This window comes from Streptomyces sp. Sge12, from assembly GCF_002080455.1.
GTDB lineage: Bacteria > Actinomycetota > Actinomycetes > Streptomycetales > Streptomycetaceae > Streptomyces.
This window is the reverse complement of record NZ_CP020555.1, coordinates 7,302,308-7,320,431: the sequence shown is the minus strand read 5'-3', so window position 1 is coordinate 7,320,431 and position 18,124 is coordinate 7,302,308. Positions and strand designations below refer to the sequence as shown.

The 18,124-nt window shown below is 73.9% G+C and carries 16 protein-coding genes and 1 pseudogene; 6 read left to right on the top strand and 11 right to left on the bottom strand.

Translation table 11 applies throughout. The annotated features are described in order from the left end of the window. Positions 1-16: 16 nt before the first annotated feature. Genes B6R96_RS32740 through B6R96_RS32730 form a run of 3 tightly spaced genes read left to right on the top strand, consistent with a single transcriptional unit; the run spans position 17 to position 2,416 of the window. On the top strand, positions 17-871 hold the full coding sequence (locus B6R96_RS32740; protein ID WP_081524494.1) for a DMT family transporter: 855 nt from the start codon (positions 17-19) through the stop codon (positions 869-871). A gap of 42 nt (positions 872-913) precedes the next feature. Next, entirely contained in the window at positions 914-1,969 is a 1,056-nt protein-coding gene (locus B6R96_RS32735; protein ID WP_081524493.1) for a zinc-dependent alcohol dehydrogenase family protein, read from the top strand. 54 nt (positions 1,970-2,023) lie between these two features. Beyond that, positions 2,024-2,416 carry a hypothetical protein gene (locus B6R96_RS32730; protein WP_159396399.1) on the top strand — a complete coding sequence of 131 codons (393 nt, stop codon included), beginning with the start codon at positions 2,024-2,026 and terminating at the stop codon, positions 2,414-2,416. Here the strand turns inward: B6R96_RS32730 and B6R96_RS32725 are convergent. From B6R96_RS32725 to B6R96_RS32695, 8 genes and pseudogenes are all read right to left on the bottom strand, one after another. Then, positions 2,413-3,150, bottom strand: a complete 738-nt coding sequence (locus tag B6R96_RS32725; RefSeq protein WP_081525364.1) for a maleate cis-trans isomerase family protein — start codon at positions 3,148-3,150, stop codon at positions 2,413-2,415. The genes B6R96_RS32730 and B6R96_RS32725 overlap by 4 nt on opposite strands. A gap of 80 nt (positions 3,151-3,230) precedes the next feature. Further along, positions 3,231-4,142 (bottom strand): fumarylacetoacetate hydrolase family protein, encoded by a 912-nt coding sequence (locus B6R96_RS32720; protein WP_081524491.1) that lies wholly within the window; start codon positions 4,140-4,142, stop codon positions 3,231-3,233. 18 nt (positions 4,143-4,160) lie between these two features. Further along, positions 4,161-5,279: a cupin domain-containing protein gene (locus B6R96_RS32715; protein ID WP_081524490.1), complete on the bottom strand. Its 1,119-nt coding sequence runs from the start codon at positions 5,277-5,279 to the stop codon at positions 4,161-4,163. Further along, entirely contained in the window at positions 5,276-6,307 is a 1,032-nt protein-coding gene (locus B6R96_RS32710) for a carbon-nitrogen hydrolase family protein (protein WP_081524489.1), read from the bottom strand. Before B6R96_RS32710 ends, B6R96_RS32715 begins: the two co-directional genes overlap by 4 nt. 20 nt (positions 6,308-6,327) lie before the next feature. After that, positions 6,328-8,628 (bottom strand): oxidoreductase, encoded by a 2,301-nt coding sequence (locus B6R96_RS32705; RefSeq protein ID WP_081524488.1) that lies wholly within the window; start codon positions 8,626-8,628, stop codon positions 6,328-6,330. Next, a complete protein-coding gene (locus B6R96_RS38335; protein ID WP_261341252.1) occupies positions 8,610-9,146 on the bottom strand; it encodes an acyl-CoA thioesterase in 537 nt (178 codons plus the stop codon). The genes B6R96_RS32705 and B6R96_RS38335 overlap by 19 nt, the downstream gene beginning before the upstream one ends. Next, positions 9,138-10,748: pseudogene (locus tag B6R96_RS32700) on the bottom strand (AMP-binding protein); the annotation flags it as partial. The gene B6R96_RS38335 and the pseudogene B6R96_RS32700, both read right to left, overlap by 9 nt. Before the next feature lie 160 nt (positions 10,749-10,908). After that, entirely contained in the window at positions 10,909-11,382 is a 474-nt protein-coding gene (locus B6R96_RS32695; protein ID WP_081524487.1) for an ATP-binding protein, read from the bottom strand. Positions 11,383-11,622: 240 nt separating this feature from the next. On the opposite strand from B6R96_RS32695, the gene B6R96_RS32690 reads away from it, so the two are divergent. From B6R96_RS32690 to B6R96_RS32680, 3 genes are all read left to right on the top strand, one after another. Beyond that, positions 11,623-12,576 (top strand): alpha/beta hydrolase, encoded by a 954-nt coding sequence (locus tag B6R96_RS32690; RefSeq protein WP_081524486.1) that lies wholly within the window; start codon positions 11,623-11,625, stop codon positions 12,574-12,576. A 115-nt stretch (positions 12,577-12,691) separates the two neighbouring features. Further along, positions 12,692-13,450, top strand: coding sequence for a phosphatase PAP2 family protein (locus B6R96_RS32685; protein WP_081524485.1), 759 nt, complete (start codon positions 12,692-12,694; stop codon positions 13,448-13,450). Positions 13,451-13,514: 64 nt separating this feature from the next. Further along, a complete protein-coding gene (locus tag B6R96_RS32680) occupies positions 13,515-14,237 on the top strand; it encodes a hypothetical protein (protein ID WP_081524484.1) in 723 nt (240 codons plus the stop codon). Positions 14,238-14,303: 66 nt separating this feature from the next. On the opposite strand, the gene B6R96_RS32675 is transcribed toward B6R96_RS32680, so the two are convergent. The 3 genes from B6R96_RS32675 to B6R96_RS32665 all read right to left on the bottom strand — a co-directional run bounded on the left by B6R96_RS32675 (position 14,304) and on the right by B6R96_RS32665 (position 17,841). Continuing rightward, positions 14,304-15,311, bottom strand: a complete 1,008-nt coding sequence (locus B6R96_RS32675; RefSeq protein WP_081524483.1) for a LacI family DNA-binding transcriptional regulator — start codon at positions 15,309-15,311, stop codon at positions 14,304-14,306. Positions 15,312-15,437: 126 nt separating this feature from the next. Beyond that, the gene (locus B6R96_RS32670) at positions 15,438-16,991 is read right to left on the bottom strand and encodes a carboxylesterase/lipase family protein (protein WP_081524482.1); all 1,554 of its coding nucleotides are present in this window, start codon (positions 16,989-16,991) and stop codon (positions 15,438-15,440) included. A 112-nt stretch (positions 16,992-17,103) separates the two neighbouring features. Then, positions 17,104-17,841 (bottom strand): phosphatase PAP2 family protein, encoded by a 738-nt coding sequence (locus tag B6R96_RS32665; protein WP_081524481.1) that lies wholly within the window; start codon positions 17,839-17,841, stop codon positions 17,104-17,106. Between the last annotated feature and the right edge of the window lie 283 nt (positions 17,842-18,124).

Genomic DNA, 18,124 nt, shown 5'->3' with positions numbered 1-18,124 from the left:
CCGTGAGGATCGGGGCATGGGCGTCGTCCTGCCGGTCCTCTTCGCGCTGTTCGCGGCGTTCAGCAACGCGCTGGCCACCGTGCTCCAGCGGCGGGCCGCGCTCACCGTGCCGCAGAGCGACGGCTTCCGCTTCGGCCTGGTGCTCGATCTGCTGAAGCGCCCGCTGTGGATCGGCGGCATCCTCGCCGTCATCGCGGCCGGTGCGGGGCAGGCCGCGGCCCTGGCCACGGGCGCACTGGCCCTCGTACAGCCGCTGTTCGTGCTGGAGCTGCCGCTCGCGCTGCTGATCGCCTCGCTGGTGACGCGGCAACGGCTGCCGCGGGCGCTGTGGCTGGCCGTGGCGGGGGTGGTGGCGGGGCTCGGGATCGCACTGGTGGCCGCCTCGCCCGCGGGCAACCGTACGGACGTGCCGACCGAGCGGTGGGCGGTCGCGCTGACCGCCTGCGCGGTGGTCGTCGCCCTGCTCGCCGTCGCAGGTCTGCGCCGTCCGCCCGGCCGTTCGCGGGCCGTGTGCCTCGGGGCCGCCACCGCCGTCTGCTACGCGCTCACGGCCGCCCTGATGAAGTCGGCGGTGCACGTCCTCGACGACAGCGGCTTCGTCGCCTTCCTGACCACCTGGGAGACGTACGCCTTCGGGGCGAGCGGCATCTGCGCCCTGCTGCTGCTGGAACACGCCATGCAGGGCGGGCCGCTGGTCGCCTCGCAGCCCGCGCTGACGCTCGGCGACGCGAGCATCAGCATCGCACTGGGCGTGATCCTCTACGAGGAACACCTGCGGTCGGGCTGGTGGCTGCTCCCCCAGCTGCTGGGCGTGGCCCTGATCTGCGCCGGAGTAGTGGCCCTCGCGCGGGCCGGGGACGGCGCGCCCTGACGCGCGGTAGCGTGCCGGTCAGTCGAGCGGAGGGTGGCAGCCGTGCGGGCGGTGGTCTTCGAGCGGTACGGGGAGCGGGCCGAGGTCAAGGACGTGGCGGAGCCGGCTCCGCCGGCGGGCGGGGTGGTGGTGCGCGTCGAGGCCACCGGGCTGTGCCGCAGCGACTGGCACGGCTGGATGGGGCACGACCCGGACATCGTGCTGCCGCACGTCCCCGGGCACGAACTCGCGGGTGTGGTCGAGGCGGTGGGGGCCGGTGTCAGGAACTGGCGGGTCGGTGACCGGGTCACGACGCCGTTCGTGTGCGCCTGCGGCAGCTGCGCCGACTGCGCGGCCGGCCACCACCAGGTGTGCGCCCGGCAGACGCAGCCCGGGTTCACGCACTGGGGGTCCTTCGCCGAGTACGTGGCCCTGGACCACGCCGACGTGAACCTGGTGGCCGTGCCCGAGGAGCTCTCGTACGCGACGGCGGCCGGTCTCGGCTGCCGCTTCGCGACGGCCTTCCGGGCGGTGGTGGCGCAGGGCAGGGTGGCGGCGGGCGAATGGGTGTCCGTGTACGGCTGCGGCGGGGTGGGGCTCTCCGCCGTGATGATCGCGGCTGCGGCCGGGGCCCGGGTGGTGGCGGTGGACACGGCGCCGGAGGCGCTGGAACTGGCGCGGAAGTTCGGCGCCGTGCACGCCGTGGACGCCCGCGACGGCGCCGACACCGCCCGGGCGGTGCGGGAAGCGACCGGCGGGGGCGCGCACCTCTCGCTCGACGCGCTGGGGTCGCCGCAGACGGCGGCGGCCTCGGTGGCCGGGCTGCGCCGGCGGGGGCGGCACGTGCAGGTGGGACTGCTGCCGGCGGCGGCCGGCGCGGCGGCCTGGCCGATGGACCGGGTGATCGGCTGGGAGCTGGAGATCCTCGGCAGCCACGGGATGGCGGCGCACGCGTACCCGCCCATGATGGAACTGGTCCGGAGCGGGGTGCTGCGGCCGGACCTGCTGGTCACCTCGACCGTCCCGCTCGACGACGCCCCGGCGGCGCTGGCCGCGATGGGTACGTCGCCGGGGCGCGGGGTCACGATCATCCTGCCGGGGGCGGCGGCGCGCGGCTGAGCTACGATCGCCCGACTCGAACGGACGGGCCGTTCGGCACGGCGGGCGGTGGGCATGGGTTCCGGAAACCGGGTGGCGGGCGCCGTGACCGTGGCGCTGGCGGGCGCCCTGATGCTGGCCGGCTGCTCCGGCGGCGCGGACGGGCCGGGCACCGGGAAGCCGGGCGCTCCGGCCCCGGCCTCCACCCCGGCGACCGCCCCGCCGGCCCCCTCCCCCTCGGGGCCGGCGAGCGCGCAGCCGTCCGCGGAGCCGGGGCCTTCGGCCCCGGGCGGACCGGCGCCGGAGCGGAGCCCCGCGGGCCCGTCGCAGATCCCGCAGAACCCCGACCGGGGCACCAACCCGCCCCCGGCGCCCGACCGCCCGCCGCCGGCGAGCTGGAAGCCGACGCCCTTCGACCCGAAGGACCCGTCGATCCCGAACTACACGGTGCCGCCGCCGATGCGCTAGGACGCGGTTCGGGTGGGCAGGGGGGTGCGTGCGTAGGGGCCGGAGAGCAGGTGGCCCGCGCCCGGGGCCACCGCGTCCAGGTCCAGGGCGCGCAGCATCTGGTGGGCGGTGCAGACGGCCGCCGACACCACCGGCTTGCCGAGGAGTTGCTCGGCCTCCTCGATGGCGCCCAGGGACGGCATCTGCACGCAGGCCGAGAGCACGACCGCGTCCGCGTCGGCGTACTCCAGGGCCCGCGCGAGGCCCGGCAGCCGGGCCGGGTCGTGGGCGGCGACGTCGAGGTTGTCGGGGATCTCGAGGGCCTGGTGGTCGAGGACCTCGATGCCCTCGTGCGTGAGGTAGTCCACGACGGTCCGGGTGAGCGGGCGCATGTAGGGGGCCAGCAGCACGATCTTCCGGGCGCCGATGGTGTGCAGCCCGTGGACGAGGGCTCCGGCGCTGGTGACGACGGGGGCGGGCGCGCCGTTCTCGGCGGTCCGCGTGTGCAGCCGCTGCTCCGAGGTGCGGTGGTAGCCGAGGCCCATGCTCATGATGGCGACCAGGCAGGCGTAGCCCAGTACGTCGACCCTGGCGTCGGAGAGTTCCACGGCGCAGCGGTCGGAGTCGGCGTCCATGGCCTTGAGCTGTTCCGGGGTCACATGGGTCATGCGCATCCGGCTGGAGTGGAAGGTGAAGCGCTCGTCGGGTGCGACGGCCTGGCGGGCCCGGAGGATGGCCGGGACCTCGGTCTCCATGGTGACGTTGGAGCTCGGCACGATCTGGCCGATGCGGTAGGTGCGGGGTGACACGGGTGCTCCTCTTTGCCTGTGCGGGGTCAGCGGGCGTCGACGACGGGGTTGGTCAGGGTGCCGATGCCTTCGACCGTGGCTTCGACGGTGTCACCGGGTTGCAGGAACTCGGGCGGGACCATGCCGGCGCCGACGCCGGACGGTGAGCCCGTCGCGATCACGTCGCCGGGTTCCAGGGTCATGCCGGAGCTGATGTCGGCGATGAGTCGGGCGATCGGGAAGAGCATGTGCCGGGTGTTCGACTTCTGCTTGGTGACGCCGTTGACGCGCAGCGAGAGGTTGAGGGCCATCGGGTCGTGGATCGCGTCGCGGGTCACGACCACCGGGCCGAAGGGGGCGTAGGAGTCCTGGCCCTTGGAGAAGAACCACTGGCCGGAACGCCGCTGGTCGCGGGCGCTGATGTCGTTGATGATGCTGAAGCCGAAGATGTGGTCGTACGCCTCCTCCTCGCTCACCCGGAAGGCGGTGCGGCCGATGACGACGGCGAGCTCGCACTCCCAGTCCAGCTGGGTGGTCAGGTCGGCGTTGTGCAGGATCGGCGCTCCGGGTCCGGTGACGGCGGTGGCGGGCTTGCCGAAGAGGACCGGGCGCGGCGGCAGGTCCTTGTCGGTGTCGAGGCTGCGGCTGGACTCCTCGACGTGCTCGATGTAGTTGAGTCCCACTCCGATGATCTTGCCCGGGCGCAGGGGTGCGCGCAGGGTCACGTCGCCGGGGCGGTGGACGGCCCCGTCCGGGCGGCCGGCGGGGTCCGCGGCGAGCAGGCTCCGGGCCGCCTCCAGGGCGGCGGGGCCGGCCTGGACGAAGGACAGCAGGTCGTGCGGGAGTCGGACACCGGCGTGGTCGGCGAGGACCGCGAGGTCGAGGACGAGGCCGTCGCTCTCGGCGCCCAGTCGTTCGGTGGTGTCGTCGGGGCCGTGGGTGAAGGTCAGCACGCGCATGCGGGGGCTCCTCGTGGGTCAGGCGGCGGTGGCGGGCTGGTGGCCGCCGTTGTCGGGGTACGCCTCTTCCCGGTGGAATCCGAGCGAGCGCATGACGGGGAAGTCGTTGAAGGAGAAGAGGCAGGCGTCCTCGGCCGGGTCGAGGTTGTGGTGCTCGTGCCAGGCCCAGGACGGGACGCAGAAGATGTCGCCCTGCTGCCACTCGAAGCGCTGTCCGGCGATCACCGAGACCCCGCGGCCCTTGGCCGCCGTGTAGATCACCGAGCCGGTGTGGCGGTGCGCGAGGGTGGCCTGGCCGGGGCGCAGCAGCTGCATGTGGGCGCCCATGGTGGGCATGACGGAGCCGCCGGTGACCGGGTTGGTGTACTCGGCGATGATCCCGTCGTACGGGGAACCCTCGCTCGCCTTCGCGAGGCCGCGCAGGGCCTCGTACGTGGGCTCCCAGGGGTAGGCGAGCAGCGGCGAATACGGCCGGGTCCACTTCTGCGCACCGTACGGCAGGAGGTTCGCCGCATAGGTCAGGACCGAGGAGTTGATGACCTTCCCGGGGGTCTGGTACAGCTCGGGGTGGACCTCGTAGAACCCAGCGTCCAGCGCGTTGACCAAGGGGATGTCGAGTCCGTCCTGCCAGATGACGGGGGCGTCGTCGGCGTCGTTGCCGTGCTCGTGCCAGGTCCCGTTGGGGGTGATCGCGAAGTCGCGGGGGCCGACCTTCAGCTTCTGGCCGTCGACGATCGTCCAGGCTCCGGTGCCCTCGTGGACGAAGCGCAGGGCCGCGGCCTGGTGGCGGTGGGCGGTCATGGCCTCGCCGGGGCCCATGATCTGGAGCCCGGTGTAGAGGAGTCCGGCGGCGGCGCTGACCTCCTTGCGGCCCGGGTTGACGAGCATGACGACCCGGCGGCCGGCGTCGTCGCCCGCGACGAGGCCGAGGGCCTTGTGGACCAGGGGGCGCAGCTCCGCGTAGCGCCACAGCACGGGTACGGACCGCGGCTGCGGGTACCAGGGCTCGATGTCGTTGGCGACGGTCCACAGCGCGCCCGCGTCGAGCGTGGCGAGCTCCTCGTAGTAGCGGGTGAGTTCCGGGGTGTCGGACACGCGGGCACGGCCGAGCATCGTGTCGTCCTGCTCGATGGTCATACGTCCTCCTCGGAAGGGGCGGGGGTGGCGGGAGCGATCGGCGCCGCACCGGGAGCGGTGGGCGCGGTGAAGGAGACCGGCGGCCGGGGGCGGTTGTCCACCTCGAGGCGGAAGACGTCGAAGCGGTTGTAGTGGCCGACGATGTCGTGCATCTGCTTGGGCTGGATGCACCGGGCGAGGTCGATCTCCCCGTAGACGATGCCCTCCTCGTCGACGAGGGGTTCGGTGACCGGGCGGCCGTCGGGGCCGAAGATCCCGGACAGGGCGCTGCGGGGGCGGGTGAACTGCTTCCGCAGCTCCTCGTCGTCCCCGGCGAGGGCGTCCACGATCTCCGGGGAGACGGTGGAACAGGCCACGACGGAGAAGACCTTGCCCTCGAAGCTGTGGGCGGCGGTACGCACGGCGATCGCGTCGGCCATGTCGTAGTCGGCGGGGGCGACGGGCAGCGCGATGTAGCAGGAGGCGTGGACGAGTTCGCCCTGCGCGAGGAGGGCGAAGCGGGCCAGGGTGTTGGTGTTCTCGCCGCAGGCCAGAACACCGAGCGGGCCGACGGGAGTGTCGTGGACGACCAGGGAGCTGCCGTCCCCGCCGGTCCAGGTGAGCTTCTCGGCCCAGGTCGGCACCAGCTTGCGGTGCACCCCGAGGAGTTCGCCGTCGGGGCCGATGGTGAGCAGGGTGTTGTAGAGGACGCCGAGGCTGTGCGGGGCACGCTCGTTGACCCCGATAACGAGGACGACGCCGTGCCGGCGGGCCGCGGCGCGCAGGGTGTCGACGTGCGGGCCGGGGATGTCGACGGAGGCGCGCTGGAGCCGCTCGAACCAGGGGGAGCCCTGGACCGGGTTCATCGTCCAGTTCCAGTAGGGGTAGCCGGGGACGAACACCTCGGGAAAGACAACCAGTTGGGCGCCACCCGCCGCGGCCTCGGCGATCAGGGCCACGGCCTTGTCGACGGTGGCGGCGGGGTCGAGGTAGACGGGTGCGGCCTGGACTGCGGCCGCCGTGAAGCGGGGCAGGTGGTCCCTGTCCATGTGCGTGGGCACCTCCGGCTCTATCGGTGGGCGGGTACCGCTGTGCGCGGCAGCCAGCGGCGGTGGACGGATTCGGCGGGCTGCCGCAGGAGTTCGAGGCGCGGCGGGATCCGGTCGGTGCGGGCGGACGGGGGCCGCCCGCTGCCCGCCCGCCAGGCGCGCGCCCAGGGTGCGGCCGGGCCCTGGTAGCCCTGGGCGGCCGCGGCGTGCAGGGTCCACAGGGGGTCGTGCAGCTGGGCGCGGCCGACTCCGCACAGGTCCGCCCGGCCGGCCAGCACGATCGAGTTCACGTCGTCGTACGTGGAGATGGCGCCGACGGCGATGGTGGGGACCCCGGTGGCGTTGCGGATGAGGTCGGCGTACGGGGTCTGGTAGCTGCGGCCGTAGCGGGGCCGCTCGTGGGAGACGACCTCGCCGGTGGAGACGTCGATGGCGTCGGCGCCCGCCTCGGCGAGGGCTCCCGCGATCCGGACGGCGTCGGCCTCGGTGGTACCCCCCTCGGCCCAGTCGGCGGCGGAGATCCGCACGAGCAGCGCCTTGCCGGCCGGCCACACCTCCCGTACGGCGCGCAGCACTTCGAGCGGCAGCCGCAGCCGGCCGTCCAGATCGCCGCCGTACTCGTCGGTGCGCAGGTTGGTCAGCGGGGACAGGAAGCCGGACAGCAGGTGCCCGTGCCCGTACTGGAGTTCCAGCACGTCGAAGCCGGCCCGGTCGGCCCGCCGGGCCGCGCCCGCGAAGTCCCGTACGAGCGCGTCCATGTCGGCCCGGTCGACCTCGCGCGGGACCGGGCTCCACTCGTCCCAGGGCAGTGCAGAGGCGGCGATCGGCTGCCCGTCGCGGGCGGCGGCGCGGCGGCCGGCGTGCGTGAGCTGGATGCCGAGGCAGGTGTCGGACTGGCCGTGGACGAAGTCGGTGATGCGCCGCCAGGCCGCTTCCTGTTCGTCGTTCCACAGGCCGGGGCAGCCCGGGGTGGCCCGGCCGTCGGCGGCGACCGCCGTCATTCCGGCGAGGACCAGTCCGGCGCCGCCGATGGCCTGCGTGCTGAGGTGGACGAGGTCGAAGTCGCCGGGGATCCCTTCGCGCGCGGTGTGCAGGGCGGTCGGCGGTACGACGACCCGGTTGCGCAGCAGCAGTCCTCCGAGCGGGTACGGGCGGAACATCGGCGGCACGGCCGGGTCGCGGTTGACCGCGCTGGTGAAGCCCTCGTCGCGCACGCGCAGGTTGTCGTAGGTGACGCGGCGGCTGCGCGTGAGGAGGTTGAAGGCGAACTGGTGCGGGTCCTGGCCGGTGTAGCGGTCGATGTGCTCGAACCACTCCAGGCTGGCCTGGGCCGCGCGCTGGGTGGACTCCACCACCGGCCGGCGCTCCTCCTCGTAGGCGGCGAGCGCGGTCGCCACGTCGGGGTGCTCGTGCAGGCTGGCCGCGAGGACGAGGGCGTCCTCCATGGCGAGCTTGGTGCCGGAGCCGATGGAGAAGTGCGCGGTGTGGGCGGCGTCGCCGAGCAGGACGACGTTCTCGTGGCGCCAGGTGCGGTTGCGGACCGTGGTGAAGCGCAGCCACTTGGAGTTGTTGGGGATGAGCCGGTGCCCGTCGAGGTGGTCCGCGAGGAGTTCCTCGCAGCGCCGGATGCTGTCCTCGTCGCTGGTGCCGGGCGGGTGGTCGCGGTCGGCGAACTCCTCGAAGCCGGCGCGCCGCCACGCCTCCTCCGCCATCTCCACGATGAAGGTGGAGCGGGTGGCGTCGTAGGGGTACGCGTGCACCTGGAGGGTGCCGAAGTCCTGCTCCTCGACGATGAAGGTGAAGGCCTCGAAGACCTTGTCGGTGCCGAGCCACATGTAGCGGCCGGAACGCTCGTCGAGGTCGGTGCCGAAGGTGTCGGCGTAGGCGGCGCGGGTGGCGGACCGTACGCCGTCGCTCGCCACCACCAGGTCGTACGTGGCGGCGAGTTCGGCCGCGGGCGGGGCCTGGGTCCGGTAGCGGACGTCCACCTCGAGGGCGGCGCAGCGCTGCTGGAGGATCCGCAGGAGGTGCTGCCGGCCGAGGGCGGCGAAGCCGTGGCCGCCCGAGGTGAGGGTGCTGCCGCGGTGGCGGACGTCGATGTCGGCCCAGCGGGCGAACTCGGCCGACATGGCCCGGTGGATCTCGCGGTCGGCCTGGGAGATGCCGTCGAGCGTCTCGTCGGAGAAGACGACCCCGAAGCCGAAGGTGTCGTCGGGGGCGTTGCGTTCCCAGACGGTGACCTCCCAGTGCGGGGAGAGCTGCTTGGCGAGGGCCGCGAAGTACAGTCCGCCGGGCCCTCCTCCTATGACTGCGACGCGCACGGGGTGCCTCCTGGTGCTGGTGCGGTGGTGAGTAGTTCCGGTTGCTGCGGTCCCGCCGTGCCCAGAAGGTCCCGTACGTCCGCGGGCCAGGGGGTCGACCCGGTCGCGTGGGCGGCAGAGTGGGCGATGACCATGCGGCCGGTGGCCGCCTCGCCGCCCTGTGCGCCGCGCACGGTGAAGGCGTAGTGCAGGGAGGCCGTGCCGACCTTGGTGACCGTCAGTTCGGTGGAGACGGTCTCCCCGAACCAGAGCCGGGCCCGGTAGTCGGCCTCGAAGTGCACCCGGGGTGTGCTGCCGAACAGGTGCGAGAGGCCCAGGCGGTGGAGCAGGACGGCCTCGGCCGCCTCGACCCAGCGCACGACGGTGGAGTGGTGGTAGTGGCCGGCGGCGTCGGTGTCGGTCCACTCGACGCGGCGTTCGACGACGACCCCGGTCGGCTCGGCGGCCGCGGGAACGGGGGCAGGTCCCGGGGCGGCGGCGGGGGCGGCGACGGTGTCGGCCCGGGCGCGGTCGCGCAGTTCACCGCGCCGGAGCTTGCCGGTGCCGGTGCGCGGGAGGGCGCTGACGAACTCGACGGCGCGCGGGTACTTGTACGGGGCGATGGTCGCCTTGACGTGCGACTGGAGCGCGCGGACGGTCGAGCCGTCCGCCGGGACACCGGGGTCCAGGACGACGTACGCCTTGACGAGCATGCCGCGCCGGGCGTCCGGTGCCCCGACGACCGCGCACTCCGCGACGTACGGGTGGGTGGCGAGGGCCTTTTCGACCTCGGGGCCCGCGATGTTGTAGCCGGAGGAGACGATCATGTCGTCGCTGCGGGCGACGTACCAGAAGTAGCCCTCCGCGTCGCGGATGTAGGTGTCGCCGGTGACGTTCCAGCCGTTGCGGACGTACGCGGCCTGGCGCGGGTCGTCCAGGTAGCGGCAGCCGGTGGGTCCGGTGACCGCGAGCAGGCCGGGCTGTCCGTCGGGGACGGGGGCGCCGTGCTCGTCGACCACGGCGGCGCGGTAGCCGGGTACGGGGCGGCCCGTGGCACCGGGCCGGATGTCCTCGTCGGCCGCGGAGATGAAGACGTGCAGCATCTCGGTGGCGCCGATGCCGTCGATGATGCGCAGGCCCGTGGCGGCGTGGAACTCGTGCCACACGGCGGCCGGCAGCGGCTCGCCGGCGGAGACGCAGCGGCGCAGTCCGGCCAGCCGGTCCACCGCCCCGGCCTCCATGATCGCGCGGTAGGCCGTGGGGGCGGTGAACAGCACGGTCACTTTGTGCTCCGCCACGAGGTCGGCCAGTTGCAGCGGGGCCGCCTGCTCGATCAGCAGGGTCGCGGCCCCGACGTGGAGGGGGAAGACCACCAGCCCGCCGAGCCCGAAGGTGAAGGCCAGCGGCGGTGTTCCGGTGAACACGTCGTCCGGGCGTGGCTTCAGGACGTGCCGGGAGAACGTGTCGGCGTTGGCGAGGACGTCGCGGTGGAAGTGCAGGGTCGCCTTCGGACGTCCGGTGGTACCGGAGGTGAAGGCGATCAGCGCCACGTCGTCCGCGGCCGTGACGACGGTGTCGAACCGGCCGTCCTTGGTCGCACAGCGCGCGACCAGGTCCGCGGGTCCGCCGCCCCCGTAGGTGAGGACCGGCAGGTCCGGCGGCCCGGGGCGGCGGCCCGCGTCAAGTTCCTCGGCGTAGCGGTGGTCGCACAGGGCGAGGGAGGGCCGGCTGATGTCGGTGAGCTCGGCGAGCTCTCCGGCGCGCAGCAGCGGCATGGTGGTGACCGCGACCCCGCCCGCCTTCAGGACGCCGAACCACGCGGCCACGAGCCAGGGGTTGTTGGGGCCGCGCAGCAGGACGCGGTTGCCCGGCAGGAGGCCGAGGTCCTCGGTGAGCACCTGGGCGACCTGGTTGGCGCGGTGCTGCAGTTCGCCGTAGGTCCAGCGCTCGGTCGGGGTGAGCAGGCAGGGACGGTCGGGGCCGTGCCGCTCGACGGCGTCGTCGAGCAGGCGCCGGGCGCAGTTGAGTCGGTCCGGGTAGTCCAACTCCGGTAGATCGAAGTGGAGTTCGGGCCAGAGGGTGGAGGGCGGAAGCCGATCGCGACAGAACGGGTCGGCGTACGCGGAAGGGGAGAGCTCCATGGGGCGGCACCTCAATCAGGGAGCAGCGGGGAGATGGATGCAAGGTATGTCGAATATTTGGCGTCCGTCAACATCTCGCGATATCGCGCCCTGCCGGCGCCCCTGCCCGACCCCCTCCCGGGGCACGCCGGGACACCCCGGGACGCCCCGGGAGGGCCGCTCAGGGCGCGGGGATGCGCACCCGGACGCACTTGCCGAACTCGCGGGCGACGACGGAGAGTTCACCGCCGAGCTCGGCCGTCAGCAGCTGCACCATCAGCAGCCCGCGCCCGCACTCCGACTCCGGGTCGGCCTCCGCGCGGGGAGCGGGCAGACGCGGCAGCCCGGCCCCCTGGTCGGCGACCTCCAGCCGCAGCCAGCCGCCGCCCGCCACGACGCAGACACGCATCCGCCCGGCACCGGCGCCCGCATGCCGGACGACGTTGCCGACGAGCTCGCTGACGGCCAGCAGCAGGGCGTCCACCACCTCCCCCGGGACCCGCCAGCCGTCGAGCGTGGCGCGCACGCGGGACCTGACCTGCGGAACGCTCGCCGCGTCGGGGTCGGCGACCCAGTGGACGTAGCTTCGGAGCGCAGGAACCGCGGCGGTGTCGGCGGTATCGGCGGTATCGGCGGTATCGGCGGTGGTGAGCATGACGTGCTCCCGGAGGGGAAAGGCGACGCCGCTGGAGCAGCTCGTGCAACCGATCCGGAATCCGGACCGCTTCTGGGCTTGTGGGCAGCGGAAATGCGTCGCTAGAGTCCTTGATTACACGTGTAACAAGCTACGCCCCAGCCCATGACGCGCGCAAGCATTTCGGACAAACGGCACGAAGCCTGCGCCCGGCCCCACCCGCCACGGGGCCACCGCCGAACACCTTCTGGAAGGGCCGCAATGACGCAATCTCCTCCCTCCGAGATCGACATCGCCGACATGACCTGGCCGCCCCCGCCGTACCGGTCCCCCGTACCGCCGGTGACCGGCCCGGACGGCGTACGCCACTTCGACGGGATCACCTACGCGACCACGCCCGGCTACCGCCCGCGGCTGCTGGACGTACAGGTTCCCGCCGGCGAGGGCCCGTTCCCGGCCGTCGTCTGGATCCACGGCGGCGGCTGGCTGGACGGCGACCGCCGCTACCCGCCGCCGACCGTGCCCGCGGCCCTGCTGCACGGAGCCGTACTGGCGGCCGGGCTCGCGCTCGTCTCCATCGACTACCGGCACAGCCTGGAGGCCCCCTTCCCGGCCCAGCTGCACGATGTGAAGGCCGCGATCCGCTACGTCCGCACGTTCGCCGACACCCTCGGGATCGACCCGGACCGGATCGGCGCATGGGGCGAGTCCGCGGGAGGCCACCTGGCCGCCCTCGCCGGGCTCGTCGGCCCCGACAGCCCGCAGGGCGCGGAGCTGGAGGGCGCGCAGGGCGTCACCGCGGGCGAGAGCGGGGTCCGCGCGGTCGTCGACTGGTACGGCGTCTCCGATCTCGTGACCCTGGCCGAGCACCCCATGCCGGCCATGCCCACCGGTGGGGACTTCCCCGACCCCTACGAGGCCCTGCTCGGCTCCACCGTCGCCGAGCGGCCGGACCTGGCGCGGGCGGCGAGCCCGGTGACGTACGCGCAGGGCTCGACCCCGCCGCCGTTCCTGCTGGTCCACGGCACGCACGACGGCCTGGTCCCGTACAGCCAGAGCGAGGCCCTCGCCGCGGCCCTGACGAGCGCCGGGGGCGAGGTCACCCTGCAACCCGTGGAGGGCGCCGACCACATCTTCCTCGGCTCCCGCGACATCCCCGCCATCGTCGAGGGGGGCGTGACCTTCCTGGCCCGCCACCTCGGCGCGCGGGTCTGACGGCGCCGGTCCCCGCGCCCCCGTTCCACCACGGGGGCGCGGCCCCGGCCGCGCCCCCCGCCCCCTTCACAGCACACCCGGCCGCGCGCCCCCGTCGCGGCCACGAAAGGCAGCCATGTCCGCCACCCCGACCACCGCCCCCGACGACAGACGGCACAGACCCCACCGGGCCGGCGGGAGCGCCCGCAGCGCCGCGCCCGACGCGCCGCGCAGCCGCGGCGTCCTGACAGCGGGCCTCCTGCTTCTGGCGGCGGCCGTCCTGCCTGCTCTCGTCGTCCGCTCCGACGTCGCGGATCCCCCCTTCCAGGCGCTGGACGACCGCTGGCTGATCTGGATGGGCGGTCCCCACGAGGGGATCTACCGGGCCGCGGCCACGGCCCTCGACCTGTTCGGCGGGCCGGTCGGCGCCCTGCTCCCGCTGTCCCTGCTGGTCGTACTGCTCGTCCGCAGGCGCTGGGTCGCGGCCGGCTTCCTGCTCGCCGCCCACCTGGGCGGCAACATGCTCGTCATCCAGGGCCTCAAGCACCTGGTGGACCGCCCGCGCCCGGCCCACCCGCTGGTCCGCGTCGACCACGGATCCTTCCCGTCCGGCCACGCGGCCACGGCGGCGCTCCTGGTCGTCCTGCTCGGGGTGATCCTGGTCCCGGCCGCCCGGCGGCGGGCGTGGTGGATCGGGGGCACGGCCTTCACGCTGGCCATGATGTGGAGCCGTACCTGGCTGCACGCGCACTGGCTCAGCGACACGGTGGCCGGGGCCGCCGCGGGCGCGGGGGTGGGGTTGCTGGCGTGGTGGCTCTTCCACCCGGCACTCGCCCGCGAACGTGCCCGCGCCCTCGACCGTCGGGGGGCGGCCGCGGGCGCGGGCACCGTCTGAACCCGCGGGCACGCTCTGAACCCGCGGGCACCCTCCGCCCCCGCGGGCACGATTGAATGCTCGGGTGACCGACTGGGAACTGATGTACGACAGCCGCGGGGACTGCGCCCACGTCCCCGAACTCCTCGACCGGGTCGAGCGCGACCACGACCCGGCGGCATGGGAGGAGCTGGAGCGCCGGCTGACCGTCGGGGCTCCGCTCGCGTTCCCCGCGAGCCTTGCGGCACTGCCCCGCTTGGTGCGCCTCGCGGGCTCGAGCCGCCGGGCACGCAGGCTCGCGGGGAGGATCGTGCGGTACGGGGCGGCCACCGACGGCTGTGACGAGCTGTTCGAGGAGTGCACGGCCTGCGTCATCGAGCTCGGCAGGCTGCTGGACGAGGAGCTGCGGGCGCGACCGGAGCACTACCTCGATCCTTTCCGCGATCTGCTCGCGGCCCGGCAGGAGTACCACTGGGCCGCCGTCCTCCAGGACTGCGCGGATGCCGCCTTCGGCGTCGGCTGCCCGCACTGCCCCGTCGAGGTGACGATGGTCATCGGCACCCGCGGGCACTACTCGACGATCCGCACCGAGCAGTTGGACGACGTGGAGCGGCGCACCCTGCGGCCGGCCTCCCCCGAACAGCTTTCCGGCACCGGGCGGTGGATGTACGAGGTGGCCGTCCGCGACGGCCGGGACGCGCTGGCCGACACGATCGTCCACCTCTTCGGCCGGGTGGAATGCCCCCGCTGCGCCAGCGTGTTCACCTTCGCCGACGCGTACACGGCGGCCAACAACCCCCGCGCGTGAACGAGGCCGGTCCGGGAAGTCGGCAGGGCAGGCGGGTGAAGTCGGCGGGGCAGCGGGGCCTCCGGGTCAGGACGTCCGGCGGGGTACCAGGACCGGCCGCACGGCCGGCACCGGAGCCGCCGTTCCGGTCTCGACCAGCTCGTGCACGGCGTCCGCGATCTGCGCGGGCGTCGGCATGTCCAGCCGGACCGTGCTGAGCGCGGGCTGCTGGAGCGAGGCGAGGACGAGGTCGTCGCAGCCGACCAGGGCGACCTCGTCCGGGACGGCGATGCCCTCGGCGCGGAGCGCGTGCAGCAGCAGGGCGGCGTACTCGTCGTTGTAGGTGAAGGCGGCGTCCAGGCCGAGGCTGCGCCAGCGCCGGGCGAGGGCGGTCGCGGATTCCCGCGTGTAGGACAGTTCCACCGGAGTGACCGTGGCCATGTGCCGGGCGGCGACCGATTCGGCGCCCGCCAGGCGCGGCTCGGCGAGCGTGCCGAGGCCGCGCTCCTGCGGCATGACCACGCCGATCCGGCTCCGGCCGCGCGCGATGAGGTGTTCGGCCGCGGTGGCGCCGATGCGGGTGTGGTCGAAGCCGATGGTGTGCACCCCCTCCACCGGGTGGGAGGCGAAGGCCAGCAGGCCGCGCACTCCGGCGCGGCTCAGCACCTCGGCCGCCTGCGGGGTGAAGCGGTCGCCGTCCAGGGCGACGACGGCCGCGGGGCGCAGTTCGGCCCAGGCCCGGGCGGCGTCGACGGGGTCGGCGAAACGGCCCGCGTGCAGTACGGCCGTGTAGCCGTACCGGTCGAGCTCGCTGTGCAGGTCGTCGACCCAGTCGCTGACGAGCCGTCCGACCGCGGAGATCGACGCGGGCATCAGGACGAGGTTGCTGCGGCCGGCGCGCAGGGACCGGGCGGCGGCGTGCGGTACGTAGCCGAGCTGTTTGGCCGCGTCGAGCACCCGGGCGCGGGTGCCGGCGCTGACCCGGTGGCCCTGGGTGTCGTTGAGGACGAAGGAGACGGTGGCACGCGACACTCCGGCGAGGCGGGCCACGTCGGCACTGGTGATCGATGCCGGGACGTGTGTGTCTTTGGCCATGACGTCCCTCGACGCTCCTTCTGCACTGTTTTGCTCGGGTACTCCTTCCTTATGAGGTTACACGAGTCAAATCAAGGGAGCGGGGATGCCGGGAGCGTCAGGGGTGCGAGGGGGTGCCAGGCGGCGTCAGGGGGTGACGGGCCGGTGCAGGAGCCGGGAGGCTCCCGCGAGATCGCCGAGGGCGGTCACGACCGAGTCGAAGCGCATCGTGGTGCGGGACTCCGTGTCGTACGGCTGCCAGCGCGGCAGGTCCGGGTGGTTCGGATCGCCGGTGCGCACGAAGGCGATCCAGGCCCGGTGCATGGCGTACGCGAGGCCGTCGCGGACGGCCGGCGCGAGGCCCGCCAGGAAGGGGGCGTGCGACCACTGGTCGAAGTTGTCGAAGACGAAGGGAAGTTCGAGGCAGTGTGCGGCGCCGAGCCGGCCCTCGTGGGCGGGGGTGGGGAGGTCGAACTGGTAGGCCCACACGGGACGGCCCGCCGCCGCGCGCGCCTCGGCCAGTCGCACCGCCGGCACCCGGAAGAGCTCGTCCGTGATGAGGTCCATGAGGACGTCGACCGGACGGACGCCGGGCCGGGCCCGCTCGTACGCCGCGTACACGTCCTCGGCGGCTTCGCTCCCGAACGTCTGCGCGATCCGGTCGGTCACCTGCTCGCGGGTGGCCGCGGCGTACCCGTCGTCCAGGGCGAAGCCGAAGTTGGCCTCCTCGCGCGTCCAGCCGATCATGACGTCGATGTCGGCCGCGGCCCCGCCCAGCAGGGCCTGTGCGGGGTGGCGGGCCAGGGTGACTCCGTCGATCACGGGCAGGAAGGGCGTCGGCCAGTATCCCCAGCGCATGGTCTGCGCGAACAGTCCGCCGCCTGCTGCGATCAGCTCGGGCCAGGGCAGTGCGCGCAGCTCGGCCATGTTCGCGGCGCCGGCCAGCTCGAGGTAGGCGGCGGTGCGCTCGAGGTACGCGGCCGGGCCGGGGAGGTCCAGCCCGAAGGGCGGGCTCTGCAGGATCACCCGGCGGATCAGGCCCTCGGCCCGCGGGTGGCCGGCGAGGGCGGCGGTGGACACTGCGCCGCCGGACTGCCCCGCGACGGTGATGCAGTCCGGGTCACCCCCGAAGGAGGCGATGTTCTCCTTCACCCAGTGCAGGGCGGCGAGTTGGTCGCCGAGCCAGAAGTTGCCGCCCGCCTCGCCGCCCTCCTCCTCTTCGGCGTCGTAGGTGCCCGGGTAGAGGTAACCCAGGGGCCCGATGCGGTAGTTGATGCTCACGACGACCAGGTCGCCGTCGCGCGCGAAGGTCTCACCGGAATAGCCGGGCAGCGAGCCGGAGCCGGACACGAAGCCGCCGCCGTGGATCCAGACCAGTACCGGCCGCCGGGCGTCGTCGACGGCGGGCGTCCAGAGGTTCAGGGTCAGGCAGTCCTCGTCGAAGGGGGGCGACCCGTGCCCGCCGAGCACCGGGTCACCGCCTTCCACGTACATCTGCGGCGCACTCGGACCGTCGGAGGTGGCGTCCCGCGTGCCGATCCAGCCGGGGTGCGGCCGGGCGGGCCGCCAGCGCAGGTCGCCGACCGGCGCCGCGGCGTAGGGGACGGCACGGAAGACCGTGACCCCGCCCTCGTTCGCGCCGCTCAGGCGACCTGCGGGCAGGTCCACCAGCGTCCGGTCCCGGCCTGGGGGGTGGGGCATGAGCCGTTCCTTCCTCGCTGCCGCGTGCCGGGTGCACGCCGCCGGTCGAGACTATGGCGTGAATTTGTCGAACGTCAATGATGCTCAATAATCCGGCTCCGGGGCGCGGGCCTCACAGCCACAGGCTGTTCGAGGCCATCCGCTCCGACTCCGTCTCCAGCAGCGGGGCGAAGGCCCGCCACAGGACGAGGCAGGTGCCGGCGCCGACGAGGACGCCGGCGAAGGTGTCGCTGAGCCACTGGGCGTGCAGCCAGGTCCGGCTGCCCATCATGGCGAGGACGTACGCGGCCCCGAACGCCCACCACCAGCGTCGCGCACGCGGCGGGAACACCACCACCGCAACGGAGACGACCAGTGTCACGGCACTGAACACCTGCCCGGACGGGTACGAGCCGTCGCTGACCAGGACCCACGGGTGCGGCGGACGCGGCCGGTCGGCCAACTGCTTCAGGGGCAGCAGCACGACGAGGTTGGCGACGACGGTGACGGTGAAGACGAACAGTCCCGAGCGCCAGCGCCCGTAGACGCAGAGGCAACCGATCACCAGCAGCGGCACGACCATGCCGAGCGGGCCGCCGAGCCGGTCGAGGACGGTGGTGAAGCCGCCGAGGCCGTCACCCCCGGCGGCTCCGTCGGCCGAGTCGTTCACCGAGGCCGCCCAGCGGTCGTCGAGGCCCTGGAAGAACGGCCGCCGGTCCAGCCGGAGCAGCAGCCCGGCCAGCAGCGCGAGGGCGAGGAGGGCGATCCCGAGGCCGAGCGCATGGCGGGGCGGGGCCGCCGGAAGGTGGTGGCGGGGCGGGCGGACCGTCGGGTGCGGCCGCGGCGGCACGGAGGAGGGCGAGGGGAACATGGCGGGCCTTTCACGGTCGTCTCCCCAGGCGGTGGGGGCACGCGGAGAGCAGGCACGGAAGCGTCGGGCGCAGGACGGCGCCCGGGAGCGGAAGGAGCGGGAGGGAGCGGAAGCGGGTATCGGGGAGGAGCCCGGGTGGCGGGGAGCGCGGCGCGCTACGGGGCCGGTGCGGCCGGCAGCCGCGCGCACGCGACCGGAGGCACACGGCTCCCGGCGTCCGGGACGGGCGGGCCGGGGCCCGCCGGCGACAGGATTGTCGCGGTGCGGCACGGAGTATTGCCCA

Bases quoted from the DNA above. Each gene is read 5' to 3' on its own strand.
- B6R96_RS32740 (WP_081524494.1), top strand. From the start codon at position 17: ATGGGCGTCGTCCTGCCGGTCCTCTTCGCGCTGTTCGCGGCGTTCAGC.
- B6R96_RS32730 (WP_159396399.1), top strand. From the start codon at position 2,024: ATGGGTTCCGGAAACCGGGTGGCGGGCGCCGTGACCGTGGCGCTGGCG.
- B6R96_RS32725 (WP_081525364.1), bottom strand. From the start codon at position 3,150: ATGGAGACCGAGGTCCCGGCCATCCTCCGGGCCCGCCAGGCCGTCGCA.
- B6R96_RS32720 (WP_081524491.1), bottom strand. From the start codon at position 4,142: ATGCGCGTGCTGACCTTCACCCACGGCCCCGACGACACCACCGAACGA.
- B6R96_RS32715 (WP_081524490.1), bottom strand. From the start codon at position 5,279: ATGACCATCGAGCAGGACGACACGATGCTCGGCCGTGCCCGCGTGTCC.
- B6R96_RS32710 (WP_081524489.1), bottom strand. From the start codon at position 6,307: ATGGACAGGGACCACCTGCCCCGCTTCACGGCGGCCGCAGTCCAGGCC.
- B6R96_RS32695 (WP_081524487.1), bottom strand. From the start codon at position 11,382: ATGCTCACCACCGCCGATACCGCCGATACCGCCGATACCGCCGACACC.
- B6R96_RS32690 (WP_081524486.1), top strand. From the start codon at position 11,623: ATGACGCAATCTCCTCCCTCCGAGATCGACATCGCCGACATGACCTGG.
- B6R96_RS32685 (WP_081524485.1), top strand. From the start codon at position 12,692: ATGTCCGCCACCCCGACCACCGCCCCCGACGACAGACGGCACAGACCC.
- B6R96_RS32675 (WP_081524483.1), bottom strand. From the start codon at position 15,311: ATGGCCAAAGACACACACGTCCCGGCATCGATCACCAGTGCCGACGTG.
- B6R96_RS32670 (WP_081524482.1), bottom strand. From the start codon at position 16,991: ATGCCCCACCCCCCAGGCCGGGACCGGACGCTGGTGGACCTGCCCGCA.
- B6R96_RS32665 (WP_081524481.1), bottom strand. From the start codon at position 17,841: ATGTTCCCCTCGCCCTCCTCCGTGCCGCCGCGGCCGCACCCGACGGTC.